11 protein-coding genes are annotated in these 24842 nt (G+C 71.7%); 5 read left to right on the top strand and 6 right to left on the bottom strand.

Features of this window, described 5'->3' with window-relative positions:
* The first annotated feature begins 96 nt into the window (after positions 1–96).
* The 4 genes from ACQEWB_RS03705 (at position 97) to rox (ending at position 14942) form a co-directional block, all read left to right on the top strand.
* Complete coding sequence (locus tag ACQEWB_RS03705; protein WP_432843631.1) at positions 97–2055, top strand: condensation domain-containing protein; 1959 nt, start codon at positions 97–99, stop codon at positions 2053–2055.
* Complete coding sequence (locus tag ACQEWB_RS03700) at positions 2052–9893, top strand: amino acid adenylation domain-containing protein (protein ID WP_432826973.1); 7842 nt, start codon at positions 2052–2054, stop codon at positions 9891–9893. Before ACQEWB_RS03705 ends, ACQEWB_RS03700 begins: the two co-directional genes overlap by 4 nt.
* 30 nt (positions 9894–9923) lie before the next feature.
* The gene (locus ACQEWB_RS03695; protein WP_432826971.1) at positions 9924–13385 is read left to right on the top strand and encodes an amino acid adenylation domain-containing protein; all 3462 of its coding nucleotides are present in this window, start codon (positions 9924–9926) and stop codon (positions 13383–13385) included.
* Between the two features lie 126 nt (positions 13386–13511).
* Positions 13512–14942 (top strand): rifampin monooxygenase, encoded by a 1431-nt coding sequence (rox, locus tag ACQEWB_RS03690; RefSeq protein ID WP_432826969.1) that lies wholly within the window; start codon positions 13512–13514, stop codon positions 14940–14942.
* Positions 14943–14952: 10 nt separating this feature from the next.
* On the opposite strand, the gene ACQEWB_RS03685 is transcribed toward rox, so the two are convergent.
* A complete protein-coding gene (locus tag ACQEWB_RS03685) occupies positions 14953–15966 on the bottom strand; it encodes an ABC transporter substrate-binding protein (protein WP_432826967.1) in 1014 nt (337 codons plus the stop codon).
* 184 nt (positions 15967–16150) lie between these two features.
* Complete coding sequence (locus ACQEWB_RS03680) at positions 16151–17104, bottom strand: methionyl-tRNA formyltransferase (protein ID WP_432826965.1); 954 nt, start codon at positions 17102–17104, stop codon at positions 16151–16153.
* Between the two features lie 53 nt (positions 17105–17157).
* On the opposite strand from ACQEWB_RS03680, the gene ACQEWB_RS03675 reads away from it, so the two are divergent.
* Positions 17158–18513, top strand: coding sequence for a lysine N(6)-hydroxylase/L-ornithine N(5)-oxygenase family protein (locus tag ACQEWB_RS03675; RefSeq protein WP_432826963.1), 1356 nt, complete (start codon positions 17158–17160; stop codon positions 18511–18513).
* A 135-nt stretch (positions 18514–18648) separates the two neighbouring features.
* Here ACQEWB_RS03675 and ACQEWB_RS03670 read toward each other — a convergent pair whose 3' ends face one another.
* The 4 genes from ACQEWB_RS03670 to ACQEWB_RS03655 all read right to left on the bottom strand — a co-directional run bounded on the left by ACQEWB_RS03670 (position 18649) and on the right by ACQEWB_RS03655 (position 24829).
* Complete coding sequence (locus ACQEWB_RS03670; protein ID WP_432826961.1) at positions 18649–20499, bottom strand: isochorismatase family protein; 1851 nt, start codon at positions 20497–20499, stop codon at positions 18649–18651.
* Positions 20500–20661: 162 nt separating this feature from the next.
* A complete protein-coding gene (locus ACQEWB_RS03665) occupies positions 20662–22125 on the bottom strand; it encodes an amidohydrolase (RefSeq protein ID WP_432826959.1) in 1464 nt (487 codons plus the stop codon).
* Between the two features lie 82 nt (positions 22126–22207).
* Positions 22208–22861 (bottom strand): hypothetical protein, encoded by a 654-nt coding sequence (locus ACQEWB_RS03660; protein ID WP_432826957.1) that lies wholly within the window; start codon positions 22859–22861, stop codon positions 22208–22210.
* Between the two features lie 129 nt (positions 22862–22990).
* Positions 22991–24829: a glycoside hydrolase family 15 protein gene (locus tag ACQEWB_RS03655; protein ID WP_432826955.1), complete on the bottom strand. Its 1839-nt coding sequence runs from the start codon at positions 24827–24829 to the stop codon at positions 22991–22993.
* Positions 24830–24842 lie beyond the last annotated feature (13 nt).

Here is a 24842-nt window from a genome sequence, read left to right as displayed (position 1 = left end):
GCCGGCAAGGGCCTCGCCCGCGGCTACCTCGGCCGACCCTCTGCTACCGCGTCCCGTTTCGTCGCCGACCCCTTCGACGCCCACCCCGGCGCCCGCATGTACCGCACCGGTGACATAGCCCGCTGGACCGAGGACGGCCTGGTGGAATGCCTGGGCCGGATCGACGACCAGGTGAAGATCCGCGGATACCGGATCGAGCCCGGCGAGATCGAGACCGTACTGCTGGACCACGAGCTGGTCGAACGCGCCGCCGTCGTCGTACGTGAGGACACTCCCGGAGTCCGCCGCCTCGTCGCCTACGTGGTCGTAACCCCGTCGGCGCCCGAGGACACCGAAGAGCTCCTGCGCCGCTCCGTCGCCGCCGTACTGCCCGACTACATGGTCCCGTCCGCGTTCGTCCAGGTGGACGGCTTCCCGCTCACCCTCAACGGCAAGCTGGACACCGCCGCCCTGCCCGCCCCGTCCCGCTCGGCCGGCCCCGCCGCGCAGCCCCCGCGCAACGCGGCCGAGGAACGGCTCGCCACCCTGTTCGCCGAGGTCCTCGGCCTGGACACCGTCGGCGTGCACGACAGCTTCTTCGCCCTCGGCGGCGACAGCATCGTCTCCATGCGGCTGGTCAGCCAGGCCCGCGCGACCGGCCTGGCGATCTCCCCGCGGGACGTGTTCGAGAACCCCACGGTGGCCGGACTCGCCGCTCTCGGCCGCACCGCCGCGCCACGCCGGACCGCCGACCCCGACGCGGGAGTCGGCGACATCCCGCTCACCCCGATGCTGACCTGGCTCACCGAACAGGGCGGCCCCTTCCGCGGGCTCAGCCAGGCACGGTTCCTCAGGACACCGCCCGACCTGGACCTCGACGGGCTGCACCGCACGGTCCAGACCGTCCTGGACCGGCACGACCTCCTCCGCTCCACCTTCGCCCAGGCCGACGACGGCACCTGGCGATTCCGCGCGGCTCCCGTCGGCGAGGCCCAAGCCGCGCAGTGTGTACGGCGGATCGACGCCGAGCGCCTCGACCACACGGCCGTCGGCACACTGGTCCCCGAGGCCTTCGACGAGCTCGTGGCCGAGCTCGACCCGGCGACGGGGGCGGTGGCACGGTTCCTGTGGTTCGACGCGGGGCCGGGGCGGGAGGGGCGGCTCCTGGTCGTCCTGCACCACCTGGTGACCGACGCCGCCTCCTGGGGCGTCCTGGTGGCCGACCTCGCAGCGGCCTGGGAGCGCGCGCCGCTCTCCCCGCCCGGCACCTCCTTCAAGGAGTGGGCCGGCGCTCTGCGGGCGGGAGCAGTGCGCCGTACCCCCGAACTCGCCTTCTGGAAGGGCGTGTTGGACCGCCCGGAACCGCCCCTCGGCACAGCGCCCCTCGACCCCGCCCTCGACACCAGGGCCACGGTGCGCAGGCTCTGGACCACCCTCGGCCCCGACGTCGCCGTCCCGCTCGGCGCGACCGACGTCCAGGCGGCACTGCTGACCGCGCTGGCGCTCGCCGTCCCGGACTGGCGGCGCGGCCTCGGCCGAGCGGTGCCGTCACAGGACGACTCCACCCTGATCGCCCTCGAGGGCCACGGCCGCGAGGAGCAACTCCTGCCCGGCGCCGACCTCTCCGGCACCCTCGGCTGGTTCACGACCGTCTTCCCGGTGCGCCTCGACGCCGGCACGGACGGGACCCGCGCGATCCGCGACCAGCTCGCCGCGCCGCCCGACAAGGGCATCGGCTACGGCCTTCTGCGCCACCTCAACCCGGAGACGGCAGCGCAACTGGCCGAACTCGCCGAGCCCCAGATCGAGTTCAACTACCTCGGACGGATGACGGCGGGCGAACGCCGGGACAGCGCCGTGTTCACCAGCGCCCCCGAGACCGGCGCCATGGGCAGCGGCGCCGACCCGGGGATGCCGGCCCCCTACCCGCTGGTCGTCGACGCCGTGCTCACCGGCGAGGAGCTCAGCGTCTGCTGGCAGTGGCCCGAACGCCTCTTCGGCGAGCCCGAGATCCAGCGACTCGCCGACCTCTGGGCCAGCTCCCTCGACCTGCTGCTGAAAGGCGGAGACCAGTGACGGAGACCCACCCGGCCACCCCCGCCGAGGTCGCGGCGCGCAAACGCGAACTCCTGCGCCGCAGGCTGGAGAGCGCCGGTCTGGCCGCCGCCCCCGCCGACTCCGACCGCATCCCGCGCCGGCCGGAGGACACCGGGCGCCTCCCGCTGTCGTACGCCCAGTCCCGTATGTGGCTGCTGCAACAGCTCGATCCGGGCAGCCCCGCCTACAACGTCTGCCTGGCCATTCGGCTGCGCGGCCCGCTGGACCCGGCCGCGCTGCGGACCGCCCTGCAAGGTCTGATCGACCGGCACGAGGTGCTGCGCACCCGGTATCCGGCCACGGACGAGGGCACTCCGGAACAGGTGGTCGACGCGCAGGGGGAGGTCGGCTTCACTACCGCCGACCTCGGCGGACTGTCCGAGGCCGAACAGGACCGCAGGACAGAGGGGTTGGCTCGGGGTGCCTCCGCGACGGGGTTCGACTTGGCCTCGGACCACCCCTTGCGAGCCCTGCTGATCCGGCGCTCCGCGGACGATCACGCGCTCGTGTTGACAGTGCATCACATCGCTTGGGACGGCGGGACGTTCAACGCTCTCTCCCGCGATCTCAGTGCCCTGTACCGGGCGGCGACGACCGGTGAACCCTCCGGCCTCGAACCGCTTCCCGTCCAGTACGCCGACTTCGCGCTCTGGCAGCGCACCACCTGGACCGGCGAGCGGCTCGCCGAGCACCTCGACCACTGGCGTGCGGCCCTGGATCCCGCGCCCCGGCCGCTCGCCCTGCCCACCGACGCACCGCGCAGCGCCCAGCCCACCGCGCACGGCGACCGCCGCTTCCACACCTTCGCGCCCGACGTGACCGACCGGGTCACCGCCTTCGCCCGCAACGCCGGCGCGACCCCCTTCATGGTGCTGCTGGCTGGCCTGTCCGCGCTGCTGCACCGCCTCACCGGCGCCACCGACATCCCCGTCGGCTCGGCCGTCATGAGCCGCGATCTCCCCGGCCTCGAGAAGCTGATCGGCAACTTCGGTAACACCCTGGCGTTCCGCGCCGACCTGGACGGCGACCCCGGATTCGCCGAACTCGTCGAGCGGGTCCGCCAGTTGGCCACCGACGGATACGCCCATCAGGACATGCCCTTCGACCGCCTGGTGGAGCAACTGCGCCCGGAACGGCACCAGGGCCGCTCGGTCTACTTCGACGTCATGCTGCTGTTCCTCACCCAGGGACTCGACGGGCCCCGACTGCCGGGCGTGACGGCCGAGTGGGAGACCGTCCACAACGACACCACCCAGTTCGACCTGTCCCTGGAAGCCTTCCTCACGGGCGGGCGGCTGCGCATCGAGGCCACCTACCGCAGCGGCCTGTTCACTCCGGACACCGTCGACCGGCTGCTACGGCAACTGGAGACACTCCTCGCCGCCGCACTCGCCGAGCCCGAACTCGCCGTTTCCCGGCTGCCGTTGATGACGGAGGCGGAGGAGCGGCAGGTCGTGGGGGAGTGGAACGCCACCGGGCACCCCGTCCCCACCGCCACCCTCACCGAGCTGCTCGACCGGCAGGCCGTCCGCACCCCGCACGCACCGGCCCTGATCGCCGACGCCACCGAACTCGACCACGCCGAACTGCACGCCCGCGCCAACCGCCTCGCCCGACTCCTGATCGCCCAAGGGGTCGGCCCAGAACGCTTGGTGGGCGTCGCCCTGGACCGCGGCCGCGACCTGGTCGTCGCGCTGCTCGCCGTGCTCAAGGCGGGCGGCGCGTATGTGCCCCTGGACACCGGATATCCCGCCGAGCGCCTGTCCTTCATGATCGAGGACGCCATGCCGGCGCTCGTGGTGACCACGAGCGACGCGCTGCCGCCGCACCGGGCACCGGAGTTGCTGCTCGACGACCCAGCCGTACGCGCGCGGATCGCCGCCGAGGACGGCGCCGAAGTCACCGACGCGGAGCGGTCGCACCCGCTGCACCCCGACCACCCCGCCTACGTCATCTACACCTCCGGTTCCACCGGCCGCCCCAAGGGCGCCGTCGTGCCGCACGCCGGGATCGTCAACCGGCTGCTGTGGATGCAGGACGCGTACGGGCTCGCGGCCGACGACCGGGTGCTCCAGAAGACGCCGGCCAGTTTCGACGTCTCGGTGTGGGAGTTCTTCTGGCCGCTCATCACGGGTGCGGCACTCGTGCTGGCCCGGCCCGGCGGCCATCGCGACCCCGAGTACCTGGCCGAGCTGATCCGCCGACAGCAGGTCACCACCGCCCACTTCGTGCCTTCCATGCTGCGGGTCTTCCTGGACGACCCCGCCGCCGAACTGGCCAGGGGCGTGCTGCGCCGGGTGGTGTGCAGTGGCGAGGCCCTGCCCACGGAACTCGCCGACCGATTCGCCCAACTCCTCGACGGCACCGCCCTGCACAACCTCTACGGCCCCACCGAGGCCGCCGTGGACGTCACCGCCTGGCCGTGCGCCGAGGGCACGAGGTCGGCCGCGGGCTCCGTGCCCATCGGACGGCCCGTCTGGAACACCCGAACCCTCGTCCTCGACGCCGCCCTGCGCCCCGTCCCGCCCGGCGTACCCGGCGAGCTGTACCTGGCCGGCACCCAACTGGCCCGCGGCTACCTCGACCGTCCCGCCCTCACCGCCACCCGCTTCGTCGCCGACCCGTACGGCCCGCCCGGCTCCCGCCTGTACCGCACCGGCGACCTCGTGCGCTGGACCGCGCAGGGCGCCCTGGAGTTCATCGGCCGGACCGACGACCAGGTCAAGATCCGCGGCTTCCGGGTCGAACCGGGCGAGACGGAGGCCGCCGTGGCGGCCCTGCCCGGGGTGTCCCAGGCCGCCGTGACGGTACAGGCGGAAGAGGCGCGGCTGGTGGCGTACGTCGTCCCGCGTCCCGGCACCCACCTCGAACCGCTGCGTATCCGCGAGGAGTTGACGGCGTCCCTCCCGGACCACCAACTGCCCGCGGCCGTCGTCGTCCTCGACGAACTGTCCCTCACCCCCAACGGAAAGCTGGACCGCGCCGCCCTGCCCGCCCCCGACCTCTCCGAACTCACCACCGCGACCGAGCCGCGTACCGAGGCCGAGGCGAGGCTGTGCGCCCTCTTCGCCGACCTGCTCGGACTGCCGGCCGTCGGTATCCACGACGAGTTCTTCGCCCTCGGCGGCCACTCCGTCCTGGCCACCCGCCTGGTCGCCCGCATCCGCGCCGAACTCGGCGCCGCCGTCCCGCTGCGTGCGGTCTTCGACCAGCCGACACCGGCCGGGCTCGCCCCCTACCTCGGCAGCCCGCCTTCTGCCGGGGGGCGGCCCGCCCTACTGCCCGCCCAACGCCCGGCCATCGTGCCGCTCTCCTCCGCCCAGGCCAGGCTCTGGTTCCTGTACCGGCTGGAGGGCCCGACCCCCACCTACAACATCACCACCGCGGTACGGCTCACCGGCCGGCTCGACCAAGCGGCCCTGCACACCGCGCTGAACGACGTCGTCGCCCGCCACGAGTCTCTCCGCACGGTATTCCCCGACGACGACGGCACGCCCCGGCAGTCCGTCCTGCCGCCGCAGGCCGCGACCGTCCCCTTCGACGTGGTGCCCGCCCGCACGGGGGACCTCGACGGGTTACTGCGCGAAGCCGCCGGATACTCCTTCGCGCTGGACACCGAAATCCCTGTGCGTGCGACGCTCTACGGCCTCGCCCCCGAGGAACACGTCCTGCTGCTCCTGGTCCACCACATCGCCACCGACGGCTGGTCGGCGGAGCCGCTGCTGAAGGATCTGGAGACGGCGTACACCGCCCGCCTGGCCGGTACCGACCCCGACTGGTCGCCCTTGCCGGTCCAGTACACCGACTACACCCTCTGGCAGCAGCTCGCCGATCCCGCCGTCCAACTGAACTACTGGCAGCGGGCGTTGGAGGGCCTGCCCGAGGAACTCCAGCTCCCGGTCGACCGCCCGCGCCCGGCCGTCCCCGGCTACTCGGCCGGTGCCGTCGACTTCAGCCTCGACGCCGAGGTCCATGCGGCCCTGCGGGAGCTGGCCGCGGAAGCCGGCGGCACCGTGTTCATGGCGCTCCAGGCCGCCCTCGCCGTACTGCTCGGCAGGCTGGGCGCGGGTGACGACATCCCGCTGGGCACTCCGGTCGCCGGACGCGGCGATGCCGCACTCGACGACCTCGTGGGCCTCTTCGTGAACACGCTGGTCCTCCGCACGGACGTCTCCGGCGACCCCACCTTCCGCACCCTCCTCACCCGAGTCCGTGAGGCGGACGTGGACGCGTACGCCCACCAGGACCTGCCGTTCGAGCAGTTGGTCGACGCCCTCGGCCCGGCCCGCTCGATGGGCCGTCACCCGCTGTTCCAGGTGATGCTCGCCCATCAGCAAGCCCCGGACAAGACAAGGGAGTTCGCCGGACTGGCGCTGAGTGAGCTGCGGGTCGACTTCTACACCGCGAAGACCGACCTCGCCTTCCACCTCTTCGAGCGCGCGGACGTCGGAGGGGTCGCCGGAGCACTCGTCCACAGCCGGGACCTCTACGACGACGACACCGCGCAGGACATGGTGGACCGGTTCGTCGGCCTGGTCGGCGAGCTGGCCCGCCACCCGGACCGGCAGGTCGCCGCAGCGGACGTACTCACTCCGCGCGAGCGCTCGCTGCTGCTGGGGGAGTGGAACGACACCGCGCACCCCATGCCCGCCACCACCCTCACCGCGCTGGTCGAGGAGCAGGCCGCCATGACGCCCGCGCTCACCGCCGTGGAGTACGGCATCGAGGGCGGACTGTCGCTGACGTACGGCGAACTCAACGCACGCGCCAACGCCCTTGCGCAGCAACTGATTTCACTCGGTGTCGGCCCGGAGCGCACCGTCGGCATCCATCTCGAACGCTCGGTGGAGATGGTGGTCGGGCTGCTCGCCGTCCTGAAGGCGGGCGGGGCGTTCGTGCCGCTGGAGCCGTCCTGGCCGGCCCGGCGGATCGCCGAGGTCTGCCGCAGCGCGGCGCTGACGGCGGTGCTGGGGCGCTCGACGGACGTGGTCGACGGTCCGCCGGTCGTCGAGGTCGACCTCGACGGACCCGTGCCGCACGCCGCGAACCCGGAGGTGCCCGTCGACCCCGAGGGCCTCGCCTACGTCATCTACACCTCCGGCTCCACCGGCCTGCCCAAGGGCGCGATGATCCGTCACCGGGCCATCGCCCACCGGCTGTTGTGGCAGCGCGCCCTGCTCGGCTTCGGCACGGACGACGCGGCCCTGTTCAAGGCGCCGCTCGGCTTCGACATCTCCATCAACGAGATCTTCCTGCCGCTGGTGCACGGCGGCCGCGTGGTGATCGCCGAGCCGGGTGGCGAGCGGGACGTCGACTATCTGCTGGAGACCGTCGAGCGGCACCGGGTGACCTTCACCTATCTGGTCTCCTCGATGCTCGATCTCCTGCTGGAACAGGACGGGTTCGCCCGGCGGGCGGCCTCGCTCAGGCACGTGTGGTGCGGCGGCGAGGTGCTCACCCCGGAGCTGTTCGCCCGCTTCCGGCAGGCGAGCGGGGCGGTGATGTACCACGGGTACGGGCCGGCCGAGGCCACCATCGGCGTCAGCCACGTCGTCTACCGCACCGGCGCGATCCGCAGCGCCGTCTCCATCGGCCGCCCCAACACCAACACCCGGCTGTACGTCCTCGACGAACGGCTCCGGCCCACCCCGGTCGGCGTCCCCGGCGAGCTGTACGCGGGCGGTGTCTACCTCGGCCGCGGCTATGTGAACGACCCGCGCCGCACCGCCGACCACTGGGTGGCCGACCCCTTCGGCCCGCCCGGCGAACGCCTCTACCGCACCGGCGACCTGGTGCGCTGGCGGCAGGACGGCACCCTGGAGTTCCTGGGCCGTGCCGACAACCAGGTGAAGATCCGCGGTATGCGGGTCGAGCTGGAGGAGATCGAGGCCGTCCTCGAACAGCACCCGGAGGTACGCCGTGCCGTGGTCGTGATCCGCGAGGACGCGCCCGGCGTCAAGCAACTCGCCGGGTACTGCCTGACCACCGCCGACCCCGCCGAGGTGCGCGGCTGGCTCCTGGAGCGCCTGCCCGAGCACATGGTGCCGCGCACGCTCACCGTCCTGGGCGCCTTCCCGCTGCTGCCCTCCGGCAAGGTCGCCCGCACGGCCCTCCCCGCCCCGGAGACCACGACCACCACCGGCACACGGGAGCCCGTCGACGAACGCGAGCGGCAACTCACCGAACTCTTCGCGGACGTACTGGGGTTGAGCGGCGTCTCCGTCGACGACAACTTCTTCGAACTCGGCGGCGACAGCATCGTCTCCATCCGCCTGGTCACCCTGGCCCGCAAGGCGGGCCTCGCGATCAGCCCCCGCCAGATATTCCAGACACCCACCCCGGCCGGCCTGGCCGCCGCGGCCGCCACCGCGAACCGGACGGAACCGGCCGTCGCCGACGAACCGCTGGGCGAGCTGGACCCCACCCCGATCATGCGTTGGACCGCCGGTCCCGACGGCTCCTACGGCGGACTCGCCCAGGCGGTCCTGCTGGTGACCCCGCCCGACCTCACCCAGGACGCGCTGACCGCCGTGCTACAGGCGGTACTTGTCCGCCACGACATGCTCCGCGCCCAACTGACCGACGAGGGCCGCTTGTTGGTCCCACCTGGGGCGGCCGTGCAGCTCACCCGAGTGCCCGGCCTGCCCGGCGCCGATCTCGAACAGCACCTTGCTTCTGCCGCCGCCCGTCTCGAGCCCCGGTCGGGCCGCATGCTGGAGGCCGTCTGGTTCGAGCCGGACGACGGAACCCCCGGCCGACTGCTCCTCGTCGCCCACCACCTCGTCGTGGACGGAGTGTCGTGGCGCATCATCACCTCGGACCTGGCCGACGCCTGGTCGGGCAGGCCGCTGTCCCCCCGGGGGACCTCCTTCCGCACCTGGAGCAGGCTGCTGGTCGAGGAGGCCCGCAAACCTGGACGTGTGGATGAACTGCCGTGGTGGAAGGAGGAGGTGACCGGCGTACGACCTCTGCTGGACCGTTCCCTCGAACCGGACCGCGACACCGCGCAGACCCTCGCGGAGCACACGCTCGTCCTGCCCGATGACCTCAGCGCCGAGCTGCTGACGACACTGCCCGCCGCCTACCGCGCCGCCGTTCCGGACGTCCTGCTCACCGCCTTCGCGCTCGCGGTCGCGGCCTGGCGTGGGGAACGCGGCGATCTCCCGGGCGGTTCGCTCCTCGTCGGCGTGGAGGGGCACGGGCGTGCGGAGGAGATCGCGGGCGGGGTGGATCTGGCGGCCACGGTGGGGTGGTTCACCACCTTCCACCCGGTCTGCATCGACCCCGGGCCGCTGGACCTCGACGAGGCGCTGGCGGGCGGGGCAGCGGCCGCGACCGCGCTGAAGCGGGTCAAGGAGCAGTTGCGGGCCGTACCGGACCACGGTCTCGGCTACGGCCTGCTCCGCCACCTCAATCCGGACACCGGGCCGGAGCTGGAGAAACTCCCGCAACCGCAGATCCTCTTCAACTACCTGGGCCGGTTCTCCGCGGCCACTTCCCCCGAGGAGGCCTGGGGACTGGCCCCCGAGGCTCCGATGCTGACCGTTCCGCAGGACGGCGACCGGCCGGTGGGCTTCGGCCTTGAGGTCAACGCGGTGGCGGTCGAGACCGTGGACGGCGCCCGGCTGCATGTGTCCGTGACCTGGCCCGAGGCATGGCTGACGCCCGCGGAGGCGGACGGTCTCCTCGCCCTCTGGGAGCAGGCGCTGCGCGGGCTCGCCCGGCACTCCCCGGTCGGCGGGCTCACCCCGTCCGACCTCCCCCTGGTCGAGCTGACCCAGGACGACATCGACGACTTCGAGAACGAAGACTTCTGAAACGACTCCCGAGGCACAGCGGAGGAACCGGTGACGCAACACCCCCCGACCCCGGACGCACTGCTCCGCGCGGTCACCGACGCCCTGCACCCGCAGGACGCCCCACCGAGCGAGGACGACAGCCTCATCGCCTGGGGCCTGGACTCCATCACCCTGATGAAGATCGCCGGCGGCTGGCGCAAGCAGGGCGTCAAGGTCAGCTTCGCCGAACTGGCCAAGGAGCCGACGCTACGGGCCTGGCGCGCCCTGCTGGACTCCCATGCGCCCACCCCGGAGGCGCCGGCGCCGGCTCCCGTGCCCGTGTCGGTCGCTCCCGACGAGCCCTTCGCGCTGGCCGTCATGCAGCACGCCTACTGGATCGGCCGCGGCGACGACACCAACCTCGGCTCCGTCGCAGCCCACCTGTACGTCGAGTTCGACGGCACCGGCGTGGAACCCGAGCGGCTCGACACGGCCGTACGAGCCCTCGTGGCCCGGCACGCCATGCTGCGCGCCCGCTTCACCGACGACGGCCGACAGCAGATCCTCCCCGAACTCGCCCGCCCCGCAACGGCCTTGAACGATCTGCGTGGCCTGGACGAGGAGACGGTGGCCGCCAAACTGGAGGACATCCGGCAGTCCTCCTCGCACGCCCGGCTCGACGTGGCCGCCGGCGAGGTGTTCGCCGTCCAGCTCTCCCTGCTGCCCGGTGGCCGCACCCGTCTCCACGTCGACGTCGACATGCTCGCCGCCGACGCGCTCAGCTACCGCGTGCTGCTCTCCGACCTCGCCGCCCTCTACCGGGACCCCGGCACGACCCTGCCCGCGATCCGCACCAGCTACCCGGAGTACCTCGCGGAGCGTGCGGAGGTGCGCCGGCTGAGCAAGGAGCAGTCGCAGGAGTGGTGGGGCCGGCGCGTCCCCGAGCTGCCGAGCGCGCCCGAACTCCCGCTCGTCCCCGAGGCCGAACGCGCCGACCCGACCAAGGTGACCCGGCGCCACCACTGGCTGCCGCCCGCCGAGAAGCAGCGGCTGACCGCCCGCGCCCACCAGCACGGGCTGACCCCCGCGATGGCCGTGGCGACCGCCTTCTCCGAGGTGCTGGCCGCCTGGAGCGGACAGCCGCGGTTCCTGCTGAACGTGCCGATGTTCGACCGTCGCGGCTCCCACCCCGACGTCGACCTTCTGGTCGGCGACTTCACCAGCTCGGTGCTGCTCGACGTCGACCTGGCCGGACAGGCGTCGTTCACCGAACACGCGCGGCGCCTCCAGGACCGTATGCACACGGATGCCGCCCACGCCGACTACTCGGGTGTGGAGGTACTGCGCGACCTCTCCCGGCACAACGGCGAACAGGTGCTCGCCCCGGTCGTGTTCACCAGCGCCCTCAACCTCGGAGAGCTCTTCGACGCGGGCGTCACCGGCTCCTTCGGCAAGCCCGTGTGGATCATCTCCCAGGGCCCGCAGGTTCTGCTGGACGCCCAGGTGACCGAGGTCGACGGCGGGCTGCTGGTCAACTGGGACGTGCGCGAGGACGCCTTCCCCGCCGGACTGATCGACGCCATGTTCGCCGCCTTCCACGGCCTCGTCACCCGGCTCGGCACCGACGACGGTGTGTGGGAGCAGCCGGTCCCGGCCCTGCTCCCGGCCGAGCAGTCTGCCGTACGCGCCACCGCGAACGCCACCGCGGCCCCGCGCAGCCACCGCCTGCTCCACCAGGGATTCTTCGAGTGCGCGGCCGAACAGCCCGACGCCCCCGCTCTGCTCTGGGGCGCCGAAGGCACCCTGTCCTACGGCGAGTTGGCCGACCGCGCCCTGCGCACCGGTGCCGCCCTGGTGGAGCGCGGCACCCGTCCGGGGGACACCGTCGCCGTCAGCCTCCCGAAGGGTCCCGACCAACTCATCGCCGCTCTGGGCGTGTTGGCGGCCGGTGCCGCGTACGTCCCCATCGCGGTCGACCAGCCCGCCGCCCGCCGTGAGCGCATCCAGGCCACGGCCGGCTTCCGCCTCACCCTGACCGATGGTCGCCCGGTCGACGGCCTCGACACCTTGTCCGTCGAGGAAGCGGTCCGCGCGACCCCGCTGGCCGAGCCGACGGTCGTCGACGAGGAACAGCCGGCCTACGTCCTGTTCACGTCCGGTTCCACCGGCGAGCCCAAGGGCGTCGAAGTGCCGCACCGGGCGGCCGTGAACACGATCGACGATCTCAACGACCGCTATTCCGTGGGCACGTCGGACCGCTGTCTCGCCGTCTCGGCGCTCGACTTCGATCTCTCCGTCTACGACGTCTTCGGGCTGCTCGGCGCGGGCGGCGCGGTCGTCCTCGTGGACGAGGCCGACCGGCGCGAGGCGAGCCAGTGGGCCGACCTCGTGCGCAGGCACCGGGTCACCCTCCTCAACTGCGCGCCCCCGCTCCTCGACATGCTGCTGCTCGCCACCGGCCCCGGCGAACTCACCGGCCTGCGCACGGTGTTGCTCGGCGGCGACTGGGTGGGCACCGATCTGCCGGGACGGCTCGCCGAGCGGGCGCCCGGGTGCCGGTTCACCGGGCTCGGCGGTACGACGGAGACCGCGATCCACTCCACCGTCTGCGAGGTGACGGGCGCTCACGTCCCCGCACACTGGCGGGCGGTGCCCTACGGCACACCTCTGCACAACGTGCGCTGCCGGGTCGTCGACGCCCGCGGCCGGGACTGCCCGGACTGGGTGCCGGGGGAGCTGTGGATCGGCGGGGACGGGGTGGCCCTCGGCTACCGGAAGGACCCGGAGCGTACGGCGGAGAAGTTCGTCGAGCGGGACGGCGTGCGCTGGTACCGGACAGGTGACCTGGCCCGGTACTGGCCCGACGGGACCCTCGAATTCCTCGGCCGCCGCGACCACCAGGTGAAGCTGCGCGGCTTCCGCATCGAACTGGGGGAGGTCGAGGCGGCCCTTGCCGGGCATCCCGCGGTGCGGCGGGCCGTGGCCGGGCTGACCCGGGGGCAGGGCATCCAGCTGGCGGCGGCGGTGGCCGCGGAGGGCGTGGCCGAGGACGTACTGCGGGATTGGGCCCGGACGGTCCTGCCCCCGCACATGGTCCCGTCCCGGATCGCTGTGACCCGCGAACTGCCCCTCACCTCCAACGGCAAGCTGGACCGGCGCGCGGTACAGCAACTGTGGGTGATCGACAGCGAGTTGGAGCACCGCACCCCCGGCAGCGCACTGGAGACGGTGGTGGCCCGGACCTGGGGCGAGGTGCTCGGCGTCGAGCGCGTCGGCCTCGACGACGGCTTCTTCGCCCTCGGCGGCGACTCGGTGCTCGCCACCGTGATCGTCAGCCGGTTGCGTGAGGCCCTGGACACCTCAGAGGTCACCGTCCGCGCCCTGTTCGCCACGCTCACGGCCGGCGGGATGGCCAAGCGGCTGTCCGCGGAGGAGGAGACACCCGGGCGGCTCGAACAGGTCGCCGCCATCCGGCTGGAGATCGAGGAGATGTCCGAGGAGGAACTCGACTCGGCACTGCGGGCGGAGTAGCCGCGGGGGCTGGTGGATACTCCTCTCCCTATTCAACGTATAGCCCATGGGGGGCCTTGCGGCAAGGCCCCCCATGTGTCGCACAATCACTCCCCGAAGCCAGGACCTGCGGAAACGGGGCGAGTGATGTTCGACGTGATCATTGCCGGCGGTGGACCTACGGGTCTGATGCTGGCCTGCGAACTACGGCTGCACGGGGTGCGCACGCTCGTGCTGGAGCGGGACGCGGAGCCGACCGAGGTGGTCCGAGCGCTCGGCATGCATGTGCGCTCCATCGAGGTGATGGACCAGCGCGGTCTGCTGGAGCGGTTCCTCGCCGAGGGCAGGAAGTACCCCCTCGGCGGCTTCTTCGCCGGCATCCACAAGCCCGCGCCCGACCGGCTGGACACCTTCCACGGCTACGTCCTGGGCATCCCCCAGCCCGTCACCGACCGACTGCTGGCCGAGCACGCGGCCGAGCTCGGCGCCGAGATCCGGCGCGGCAGCGAACTGGTCGGGCTGAGCCAGGACGAGCACGGGGTGACCGCCGAGCTCGCCGACGGCACACGGCTGCGCTCGCGCTATCTGGTCGGCTGCGACGGCGGCCGCAGTACCGTGCGCAAGCTGCTCGGCATCGGTTTCCCCGGTGAGCCCGCGGGTGTCGAGGTGCTGCTGGGAGAGATGCAGGTCGGCGTGGCGGCGGAGACGGTGACCTCCGTGGTGGAGGAGATCCGCAGGACGCAGAAGCTGTTCGGCCTCGGGCCCAGCGGGAACGGCGCGTGGCGGGTCGTCGTACCCGCCGAGAGCGTGAGCGAGGACCGCTCCGTCCCGCCCACGCTGGAGGAGTTCAAGCGGCAGTTGCGGGCGTACTCCGGCACCGACTTCGGCGTGCACTCGCCGCGCTGGCTCTCCCGGTTCGGCGACGCCACCCGGCAGGCCGAGCGCTACCGCGAGGGCCGCGTGCTCCTGGCCGGCGACTCGGCGCACGTCCACCCGCCGATCGGCGGCCAGGGCCTCAACCTCGGCGTCCAGGACGCGTTCAACCTGGGCTGGAAGCTGGCCGCCGAGATCGCCGGCTGGGCCCCTGAGGCGCTGCTGGACACGTACGAGACCGAACGGCACCCGGTGGCCGCCGAGGTGCTCAACAACACCCGCGCACAAATGGAGTTGATGTCCGTCGACCCCGGGCCCCGGGCGGTCCGCCGGCTGCTGGGGGAGCTGATGGACTTCGACGAGGTGAAGCGGTACCTGATCGAGAAGATGACCGGGATCGGCATCCGGTACGACTTCGGTTCGGGACACGCCCTGCTCGGTCGCCGGATGCGTGACGTGGGCCTGAAGCGGGGCCGCCTCTACGGGCGTATGCACACGGGCCGCGGACTGCTGCTCGACCAGACCGGCCGGCTCTCCGTGGCAGGCTGGGCGGACCGCGTCGACCATGTCGTCGACGTCAGCGAGGAGTTGGACGTGCCCGCCGCGCTGCTGCGGCCGGACGGGCACGTGGTGTGGGTCGGGGACGATCAGCAGGAACTGCTCGGCCGGCTGCCGAAGTGGTTCGGCGCCGACCGAGCGGAGTGACGAGCGTGCGTCACTTGTCGAGCTTGGCGAACCCGGGCTCCAGGTTGTCGAGCGCCCAGGGGATGCCCAGCACCGACGGGCTGCGCAGCTGGCTGATGGTCTCCACGTCCGTCACCACGTAGTTGCCCTCCTTGACCGCCGACATGTTCTTCACCAGCGCGCTGGACTCGAAGGCCTTCTGCAGGTCCGTCGTGGTGAACGCGATGACGACCAGGTCCGCGTCGAGCTTGTCGAGCTGCTCGAAGGAGAGCTCGCCCGTGGGGCTGCCGTTGACCGTCTTGATGTTCTTGACCGACGAGGTCAGGCCGAGGCCCAGCTCGCTCATCAGCTTGGCGGCGAAGTCGCTCTCGGAGGCAATGGTGTAGATCTTGGCCGGGGTGTTCCCGATGGACAGGCTGTAGGTCTTGCCCGCCATCTTCGGGTGGTTCGCCTTCACCTTGGCGATGTCGGCCTCGGTGTCCTTGACGACCTGCTCGGCCTGCTCCTCCTTGCCGACGGCCTTGCCCACCACCTCGACGTGCTCCTGCCAGCTCTGGGCACCCCAGGCGGTCTCGTAGCCGATGGTGGGCGCGACCGCGGCGAGCTTCTTGTAGTCCTTGTCGAGCGTGAAGTCGGAGGTGGCGAGGATCAGATCGGGCTGGAGCGCCGCCACCTGCTCGAAGTCGACGCCGTTGACGGTGTCGAGCAGCTTGGTCTTCTTGGTGTCGATCTTGTCCTTGAGCCACGGGTACACGCCGTCGGCCGCGAAGGAGTCCTTGGAGATGGCGACCGGCGTGATGCCCAGCGCGTAGAGGGCGTCGACGTCGTCGGTGCCGCCGTTGCCGATCACCACGACCCGCTTCGGCGCCGCGGAGATCTTCGTGTCGCCGAACTTGTGCTTGATCGTCACCGGGAACGCGGCGGAGTCGCCGGCCTTCGCCGCGTCCGTCGCGGAGGAGGAGTCGTCGTCCTTGACCGAGCCGCAGGCGGCGAGCCCGGCGACCAGGGTGACGGAGAGAAGGGTGGTGCGGAAGGTTCTCGACATGGCTGTGCATCCCTTTTCGCCAGGCGCGGGAAGGACTCGTACGGCCGCCAGTAAAGCAAGGTTAGGCTTGCCTTAGCAATGAGTTCCGGTCATTTCGTACGGTGATGACGGGCGATCAGTTGTCTGTAGGCATACGGCTGTTGGGGCGCCCCTGGGGAGAGGCGCCCCTCGCCGTCGGTGTCCGTCAGGGACGCGAGGTGAGGTAACCGCCCATCGTCCGGAAGTAGTCCTTCGCGGCCAGCTCCGTGCCGTCCTCGGTGCGTACCCGCCGGACCAGTAGTCCGCGGCAGCGCCCGTTGTGGGCGTCGGCGCCCGCCACGACGACCACGCCGTCGCCCTCGGGGATGAAGATCCGGCCGGGCGTGCCGCCGTAGTGCGCCTCCGAGACCCCCGCCGACACGATCCTGATGCGCTCCCCGCGGTGGAATGCGTACGCGTTGGGATAGGGGTCCGACTGCGCCCGGATCAGCCGCTCCAGCCGCTCCGCGGGCCAGGTCCAGTCGATCCGGCTGTCCTCGAGTGACCGCTTGTGGAAGAAACTTGCCCGGTTGCGGTCCTGGGGCTGCCACTGCCCGGCGTCCTTGCCGGCGGCGATCAGGTCGAGCGACTCGCGCACGATCGGCGAGATCAGGTCCACGGTCCGGTGGAACAGGTCGGTCGCGGTGTCGGCGGGGCCGACCGCCACCGAGCGCTGCATCAGGATGTCACCGGCGTCGAGCTCGCCGTTCATGCGGTGCGCGGTGACGCCCACCCGTGCCTCACCGTTGATGAGCGCCCAGATGATGGGGGAGAAGCCGGCGTAGGACGGCAGCAGCGAGTCGTGCACGTTGAGCGTGCCGTGCGGGGGCAGGTCGAAGATCTCCGGCGGCAGCCAGGTGCGCCAGTTGTTGGCGACGATGATGTCCGGGCGGGCGGCGCCCAACTCGGCCAGCAGCTCGGGGTCGTCGGGGCGGTTGCGCAGCAGGACCGGCACGTCGTGCTTCTCGGCGAGCTCGGCGACGCTGTCGTCCCAGATCTTCTCGTAGGCGTGGTCGCTCTTCGGGTGGGTGACCACGAGGACGACCTCGTGATCGGAGTCCAGCAGGGCCTGAAGGGTGCGGTGGCCCCAGGTCTGGTAGCCGAACATGGCGACGCGCATGCGGTTCTCCCGTCCAACGACTCCATTGCAAGGTTAGGCTAACCTTATCTAACATGTGGCTGCCTGAGGGAGGCGATGCCACGGTGAAGTCACCGCTCAACGGATCTGACACCACCTATGACGTCCTCGGAATCGGTTTCGGACCGTCAAATCTCGCGCTGGCCATAGCGATTGACGAACACAACGCGGAGCTTCCCCCAGGGGAACGGCTCAACGCCCTTTTCCTGGAACGCCAGTCGGGCTTCGGCTGGCACCGGGGCATGCTGATCGACGACGCGACCATGCAGGTGTCCTTCCTCAAGGACCTGGTCACACTGCGCGATCCGGCCAGCGACTTCAGCTTCCTGTGCTTCCTGCGCGAGCGCGGCCGGCTGATCGACTTCCTGAACCAGAAGACACTCTTCCCGCTGCGCGTGGAGTTCCACGAGTACTTCGAGTGGGCGGCGGAGCGGGTACGGCACCTGGTGGCGTACGACCATGTGGTGGTCGCCGTCGACCCGGTGCGCGACGAGTCCGGTGCCGTCGCCCACTTCGACGTGGTGTGCCGGGATCCGGAACGGCCCGGCCGGACGGTGACCTACCGGGCCCGGGACATCAGCGTGGCCGTCGGCCTGGAACCCCATGTGCCGCCCGGCGTCGAGCTCACCGAACGCGTCTGGCACAACAGCCAGTTACTGCCTCGGGTCACCGAACTCGCCGCAGCGGGAACGCCGGTGAAACGTGCCCTCGTCCTGGGCGCGGGGCAGAGCGCGGCCGAGACGGTCGACTACCTGCACCGCTCCTTCCCCGAGGCCGAGGTCTGCGCGGTGTTCGCCAAGTACGGCTACACCCCTGCCGACGACAGCCCGTTCGCCAACCGCATCTTCGATCCGGAGGCCGTGGACACGTACTTCGTGGCGCCGTCCGAGGTGAAACAGTCCCTCTTCGACTACCACCGCTCGACCAACTACTCGGTGGTCGACATGGAGTTGATCGAGGCCCTTTACGCGACCTCGTACCAGGAGAAGGTGGCCGGCCGGGAGCGGCTGCGCTTCCTCAACGTCTCGCGCATCCGGGACGTCCTCGCCCGGGACGACGGCTCGCTCGACATCACGGTGGAGTACCTGCCGACCGGGGAGCAACAGGTGCTGCGGGCCGACGTCCTGGTGCACGCCACGGGCTACCGCCCCCGGGACCTCACCGACCTGCTGGGTGAGGCCGCGAAGATCTGCCTGCGCGACGACGAGGACGCGCTCCGCGTCAGCCGCGACCACCGGGTGGAGACCGCCCCCGACGTCAGTGCCGGCATCTATCTGCAGGGCGGCACCGAACACACCCACGGACTCACCTCGACGCTCCTGTCCACCACCGCGATCCGCGCGGGCGAGATCCACCGCTCGCTGGTGGCCCGACGTGTGACGTCCGTCTGACCGGACGGCCCGGCGCCGCGGCGGCCTCGATACCGCCCCGGCTGCCGGGCCGTTCCACGTGAACGGCCGGGCCGCACCACTGAGCGGTGGGCTCAGACCGCGTCCGCCGCCGAGTCGCCCCACTGAGGGGTGGGCTCAGACCGCCTCCGCCGCCGAGTGATCCGCCCCGAACACCGACACCACCCGATCCGTCGCCGTCACCGCCCCGCAGGTGTCCGCCACCCACTCCAGCGCGAACTCGTGGCCCCCGGCGGACAGATCGGCGACGGCGTCGGCGACGACGAAGGCCTCCAGGTCCTGGGCCCAGGCGTCGCCCGCGGTCATCAGTACCCCGGCCCTGGCGTACAGCCCGAGGATCACCACCTGGTCACGCTCCAACTCCCGCAGTCGGCCGTCCAGTCGGGTGCGGGCGAACGCGCTGTACTTCCGCGCGGTCAGCACCGTGTCCCCGGCCAGCGGTTCGGCCTGTGCAGCGAACGCCTCGCCCTCCGCGCCGGTCGACGGACCGGACAGCCTCGCGTAGGGGACGGGCCCGCGCCCGGTGGCCCGTCGCTCGCCGGCCGGCACCGAGTGGATGACGGGCACCCCGGCCTCCCGGGCCGCGGCCACCAACCGCCGTGCGTTGGCGAGGAGTTCGGTGACCGGGGCGGACTCCTGCTCCAGCGCCCGTACGAAACGGTTCTGGAGGTTGAGGACCAGTAAAGCCGCCCTGGCCGGGTCCAGGGCCCAGCCCGTCTGGTCGGCGGGCAGCATCGCGGGGGTCGGCATGACGTACGGGAACATCGGAGGCGTCATCTCGGTGTGCCCTTCGGGTGGATGCGGACGGGGCGGGCGACTGCGCGGGACGGGGATCCGGCGGACTGCGCGCCCCGTCGGGCCACCCGCGCCGACGGGCGGCAGCGGGTCGCGCTCGACGACGAGGTGACCGGCCTCAGTCACCCGGGCGATCGCACCGGTGCGGTGGAAGCCGTCGGCCGTGAAGAAGCAGGCGTCGTGCTCGGGGGAGCGCCAGTACCCGGAGACGGAGGCGGGGCCGCGTACCAGCAGGTGACCACTGGCGCCGGCCGGCAGCCGGCGCCCCTCGTCGTCGACGACCCGCAGTTCGTCGTCGGCCGACACCGGACACCCCTGCGTGGTCAGCCCCGCCTCCGGACCGTCTTCCGGACGGGTCCAGGAGACCAGTCCCTCGACCGTGCCGAAGACCTGCACCAGCGAGCACCCCAGCGCGGGCCGCACCCGCCGGGCCACCCGCTCGTCGAAGGCGCCGCCGCCCACCACCAGGGTGCGCAGGCTGCCGAGGTCGTACGCGGTGACGGCCGCCGCCTCGGTCCACCGCACGGCGAGACCAGGCGAGAGTGCCGTGTGGGTCACCCGCTCGCCCGCGACGAGCCCGAAGGCCGTGTCCGGCTCGGCCCCAGGACTCAGCACCACCTGCCCGCCGGACACGAGCACCGCGAGCCAGTCGAGCAACCCCGGTACTCCGATGGGTAGTTCGGGCGACGCGGCCAGATGGATCGTGTCCTCGTCGGCACCATGGATCACGGCCCGTTCCCGAACCGAACGCAGCAACCGGACGTGATCGAGCGGCACCAGCCGGGGGACCCCGACTCCGTCCCCGGCGAGCTGGAGCAGGGCGAGGTTCTCGTCCCCCGCCTCCTCCTCGACGAAGGCGTCGACCGCACGCACCGTCGACTCGCGCACGCCGGGCGGCACGAGGACGGGCACCGCACCCACCCGGACCAGGGCGAAGAGCTGCTGGAAGAGGTCCAGGCAGGCAGGAAGCCGGACGACCACGCGATCGCCGCGCCGGGTTCCCTGGGCCCACAGCCGTGCCGCGCACCGCTCGACGCGCTCGTCCAGGTCGCCGTACGTCCATTCGCTGCGGCCGCCGACGGGATCGACGAGCGCCACCCGCCCGGGATGCAGTTTCGCGCGCTCGCGCAGCACGTCGTCGAGCGTGGTGTGCCGGGATGCGTCGCTTCCCACTGGTCGGTCCCCTCGCAGTCACGGAGCCCGGACATACGGGGGCTGTCGGTGCTGGGGCGGCGAGTGGCACGACTCGCCCACGGCACGGCCTCCCGATCGGGCGCACTGCTTAGGTTAGCCTCACCTAAGCAGTGTTGTCGCCTCGGTTGATCAGGAGTTCCGTCAGTACGGGCCGTGGGTCCAGCGCCCGGCGAGCAGGGTGGCGTGCACCGGCATCTCCCGCAGCGTGTCGGCGTCGGCCTCCAGTGGATCCACGTCCACGACCACCAGGTCGGCCGCCTCACCGACCCGGATCGCCGTGCGTCCCCGCGTCGAAGCCGCGAGCGCCGCCGCCACCGGGAGCCGTTGCTCCGGGTGCCAGGCCGGTCGGCCGTCGCTGGTGCGGTGCACGGCGGCGGCGATGCCCAGCCAGGGGTCGAGCGGCGAGACGGGAGCGTCGGAGCCGAACTCCAGCCGTGCGCCGGCCGCCAGCAGGTCGGCGTACGCGAAAGCACGCCCCGTGCGCCCGGCCCAGTGCCGGTCGGCCACGTCCCGGTCGTCGGTGGCATGCGCGGGCTGCACCCCGGCTGTGACGCCGAGCTCGGCGAACCGAGGGACATCGGCGGCCGTCAGCAGTTGGGCGTGCTCGATACGGCCCCGGCAGCGCAGCGCGGCGAACGCGTCGAGGGCCAGGGTGTTGGCCCGGTCGCCGATCGCGTGCACGGCGGGCTCGATGCCGCTCTCGGTGGCGCGCTTCATCAGGCGGACCAGTTCCTCGTACGGCGTTTCCTCGATGCCGTACGCCTCCCGGGTGTCCTCCAGGCCGGGGTACGGGTCGCAGCACAGGGCGGTGCGGGTGTTGAGGGAGCCGTCCGTGAACAGCTTGAGCGGGCCGACCTGTACCAGGCCGCCGGTGTCGGGCAGGACGTCGCCGGTCCGGTGCCCGCGGCCGATCGCCGCCTCCAAGTGCCGTGGATACACAGCCGCTTGTACCCGGACGGGAAGCGGCGCGTTCCCCGCGCGTCGGCTCCAGTCGGCGAGGTTGTCGGAGAAGTGGAAGTCGATCAGGCCCGTGACGCCCCGCGCGGCCGCGTCCCGGCAGGCCTCCGCGACCCGGCGGTCGAGGACCTCGACGGACACCTCGGGCAGCGCCTGCATGGCCTCGAAGCACTCGTGCTCCCGCAGCAGACCGGTCTCGTGCCCGCTCCGGCCGACCAGCGCCAGGCCGGCCGAGTTGAGCCACGCGGCGTGCAGATCGGCGCTGATCAGGGCGACCGGCCGGTCCGGGCACACCGCGTCGAGCAGCGTCTTGTCGGGCAGGTCGGGCCACAGCCCGTCCCGGAACCCCTGGCCCAGCAGCACCTCGCCCGCGGTCAGGCCGGCCGCGTGCCGCCGTACGGCCTCGGCGACCGCCCGGGCCGAGTCCAGGCCGGCCAGATCCACCCGATGGCGGTTCCCGGCCCACTGCGCGGCATGCACATGCGCGTCCCACAGCCCCGGCAGCACGGTACGCCCGTCCAGATCCAGTGCCGGCCCGTCGAGCTCGCCCTCCGTCACGGCGACGACCTTGCCCTCTGCGACCCGCAGACTGCCCAACGGCCCACCGGGGCCGAGCCGTACGCGGGTCAGCGTCAGCGTGCTCGTCATCATGGCTCCACTCGTGAAGTCGCGTGAGCTCGGGCGGGACAGCCGATCGCTGCCCCGCCCGCTCGGTGATCCGTTCCCGAGACTACGCGGCGATCGAAGTGCGAAGGCGCGTGGAACTTCGGTAGGTGGAGATGCCCACGGCCAGCAGCCAGTAGCTCAGGATCGCGCCCATGAGAGCCGTGGTGCCCCATCCGTTCGCCGCGTAGAAGTGCGCCGGTGTGTTGCCGAAGAACAGCGACGGCACGAACGCGAGGTTGATCGCTGCCAGGACGTAGGCCGACCGGCCGATCCAGCGCGACAGCAGGCCCGTTCGGGAGACGGTGTATCCCACCGTGGTCAGGAAGAGCCCCAGCATCAGCCGGGAGATCGAGCCGTAGAGGATGTACGTGCCGTTGACCGTGATGGTCGGATCGATCGAGTGGTCGGTGGCGATCACGGCGCCGGCTTCCAGGCCCATGGAGACCAGGGTGATCGTCGCGTAGACCAGCCCGGTGGCGAAGGCCAGCGAGCCCGCCCACTCGTAGTCCGGACGCGTGCGCCTGACCAGTTCGCGGAACGCGGTCACGAACACGACCAGGCAGGCGAGGCCGATGATCCCGAGGAGCAGCCTGGCCAGCACGTTCGCGTCCGGCGGCGGGCCCGAGTAGACGAAGTAGAGCGGCACTTCGACGATGAGGGCGGTCGCGGCGGCGATGCCGGCGACGCCCGTCAGACGCCTGGCGAAGGTTTCGTTCATGGCTGTTCCCCCGAGTCCGTGGGATGGATTCCGTGCCGGTCCGGTTGCCGACGTCATGAATCCTTCCGGTCCCGGAGCCCGCGGTCCCTGGGCCTGAGGACCGGATCCACGGTGTTGCCAGGACCACCCTCAGCCCAGGGCCTTGTCCAGGTTGAAGGCCGCGCTGATGAGCGCGAGGTGGGTGAACGCCTGCGGGAAGTTGCCCTGTTGCTCGCCGGTGTGACTGATCTCCTCGGCGTAGAGGCCGAGATGGTTGGCGTACGTCAGCATCTTCTCGAAGGCCAGGCGCGCCTCGTCGATGCGGCCGGCGTGGACCATGGCCTCGACGTACCAGAACGAGCAGATGGAGAAGGTGCCTTCGTCGCCGCGCAGTCCGTCGGGGCTGGCCACCGGGTCGTAGCGGTAGACCAGGGAGTCGGACACCAGGTCGTGGGTGAGCGCGTCCAGCGTGGACAGCCACTTCGGATCGGTCGGTGCGATGAACTTCGTCAGCGGCATCATCAGTACGGCCGCGTCGAGCACGTCGTCGTCCTCGTGCTGGACGAAGGCCTGACGCGCCTCCGACCAGCCCTTCTTCATGATCCGCCGGTAGATGGTGTCGCGGCACTCGAGCCAGCGCGGCAGATCGGCGGGCAGGCCGCGCCGGTTGGCGACGCGGATGGCCCGCTCGATCGCCACCCAGCACATCAGTCTGGAGTAGAGGAAGTTCTTGCGGCCCCCGCGGGTCTCCCAGATCCCCTCGTCGGGCTGGTCCCAGTTCTCGCACACCCACTCCACCAGCGCGCAGACGTCGTCCCACTGGTCGCTGGAGATGGGCTTGGCCCACTTGTCGTAGAGGTAGATCGAGTCGATGAGCGCGCCGTAGATGTCGAGCTGGAGCTGCTCGGCGGCGGCGTTCCCGACCCGCACCGGCGCGGAACCCATGTGCCCCTCGAAGTGGTCGAGTTCGGCCTCCGTGAGGTCGGTGCGCCCATCGATTCCGTACATGATCTGGAGCGGGCCGGAGGGCTTGCCGTCGCCCGGACTGACGTGCCGGGTGACGAACTTCATGAAGGCCTCGGCCTCCTCGGTGAAGCCGAGGCGCAGCAGCGCGTAGACGCAGAAGGCCGCGTCGCGCACCCAGACGTACCGGTAGTCCCAGTTGCGCTCGCCGCCGAGCTGTTCGGGGAGGCTGGTCGTCGGGGCGGCGACGATCGCACCCGTGGGCGCGTAGGTGAGCAGCTTCAGGGTGAGGGCCGAGCGGTGCACCATCTCCCGCCAGCGGCCACGGTACTTGGACGCGGACAGCCAGCGCCGCCAGTACGCCACCGTGGTGGCGAGCTGCTCCTTCGCCTCGATCTTCGCGCACCGGCGCGGCTCCACGTCCCCGCCGACCTGGTCGAGCGCGAACACCGCCGTCTCGCCCTCGGAGAGCTTGAAGTCGGCCCGCGCGTCCAGCCCTTCGGCCTCCAGCGGCACGGTCGCCGTGAGCGCGAGCGACAGTTCGTCCGACCGGAAGACCGCCACCTCGCCGGCCATGCGGACGGTGTGCGGCCGGGTGCCGTAGTCGAAGCGGGGCGCGACCCGGGTACGGAACGGGATGGAGCCGCGCACGCACACCACCCGCCGGATCAGCCGGTGCCGTTCGGCCTCCACGGCCCCGCCGTTGACGGGCATGAAGTCCTGCACCTCGCCGACGCCGTCCTCGGTGAAGAAACGGGTGATCAGCACATTGGTATCGGGGAAGTAGAACTGCTTCGTCTTCGCCGGCACGGCCGCCGCCAGCTCGAAGGACCCGCCGCGCTCGGCGTCCAGGATCGACGCGAAGACGCTCGGCGCGTCGAAGGCCGGGCAGCAGTACCAGTCGATGGTGCCGTCCGTGCCCACCAGGGCCACGCTGCGCAGATCGCCGATCAGCCCGTGCTCGGCGATCGGGAGATAGCGGGGAGACGCTCCGGGGACGCCCTCGTCGATCGTTTTCATGCCCATCGCAGCCTCCCTG

This window comes from Streptomyces sp. CA-249302 (assembly GCF_050936785.1).
In the GTDB taxonomy this organism is placed as follows: Bacteria; Actinomycetota; Actinomycetes; order Streptomycetales; family Streptomycetaceae; genus Streptomyces.
This window is presented reverse-complemented; position numbering and strand designations above follow the sequence as displayed.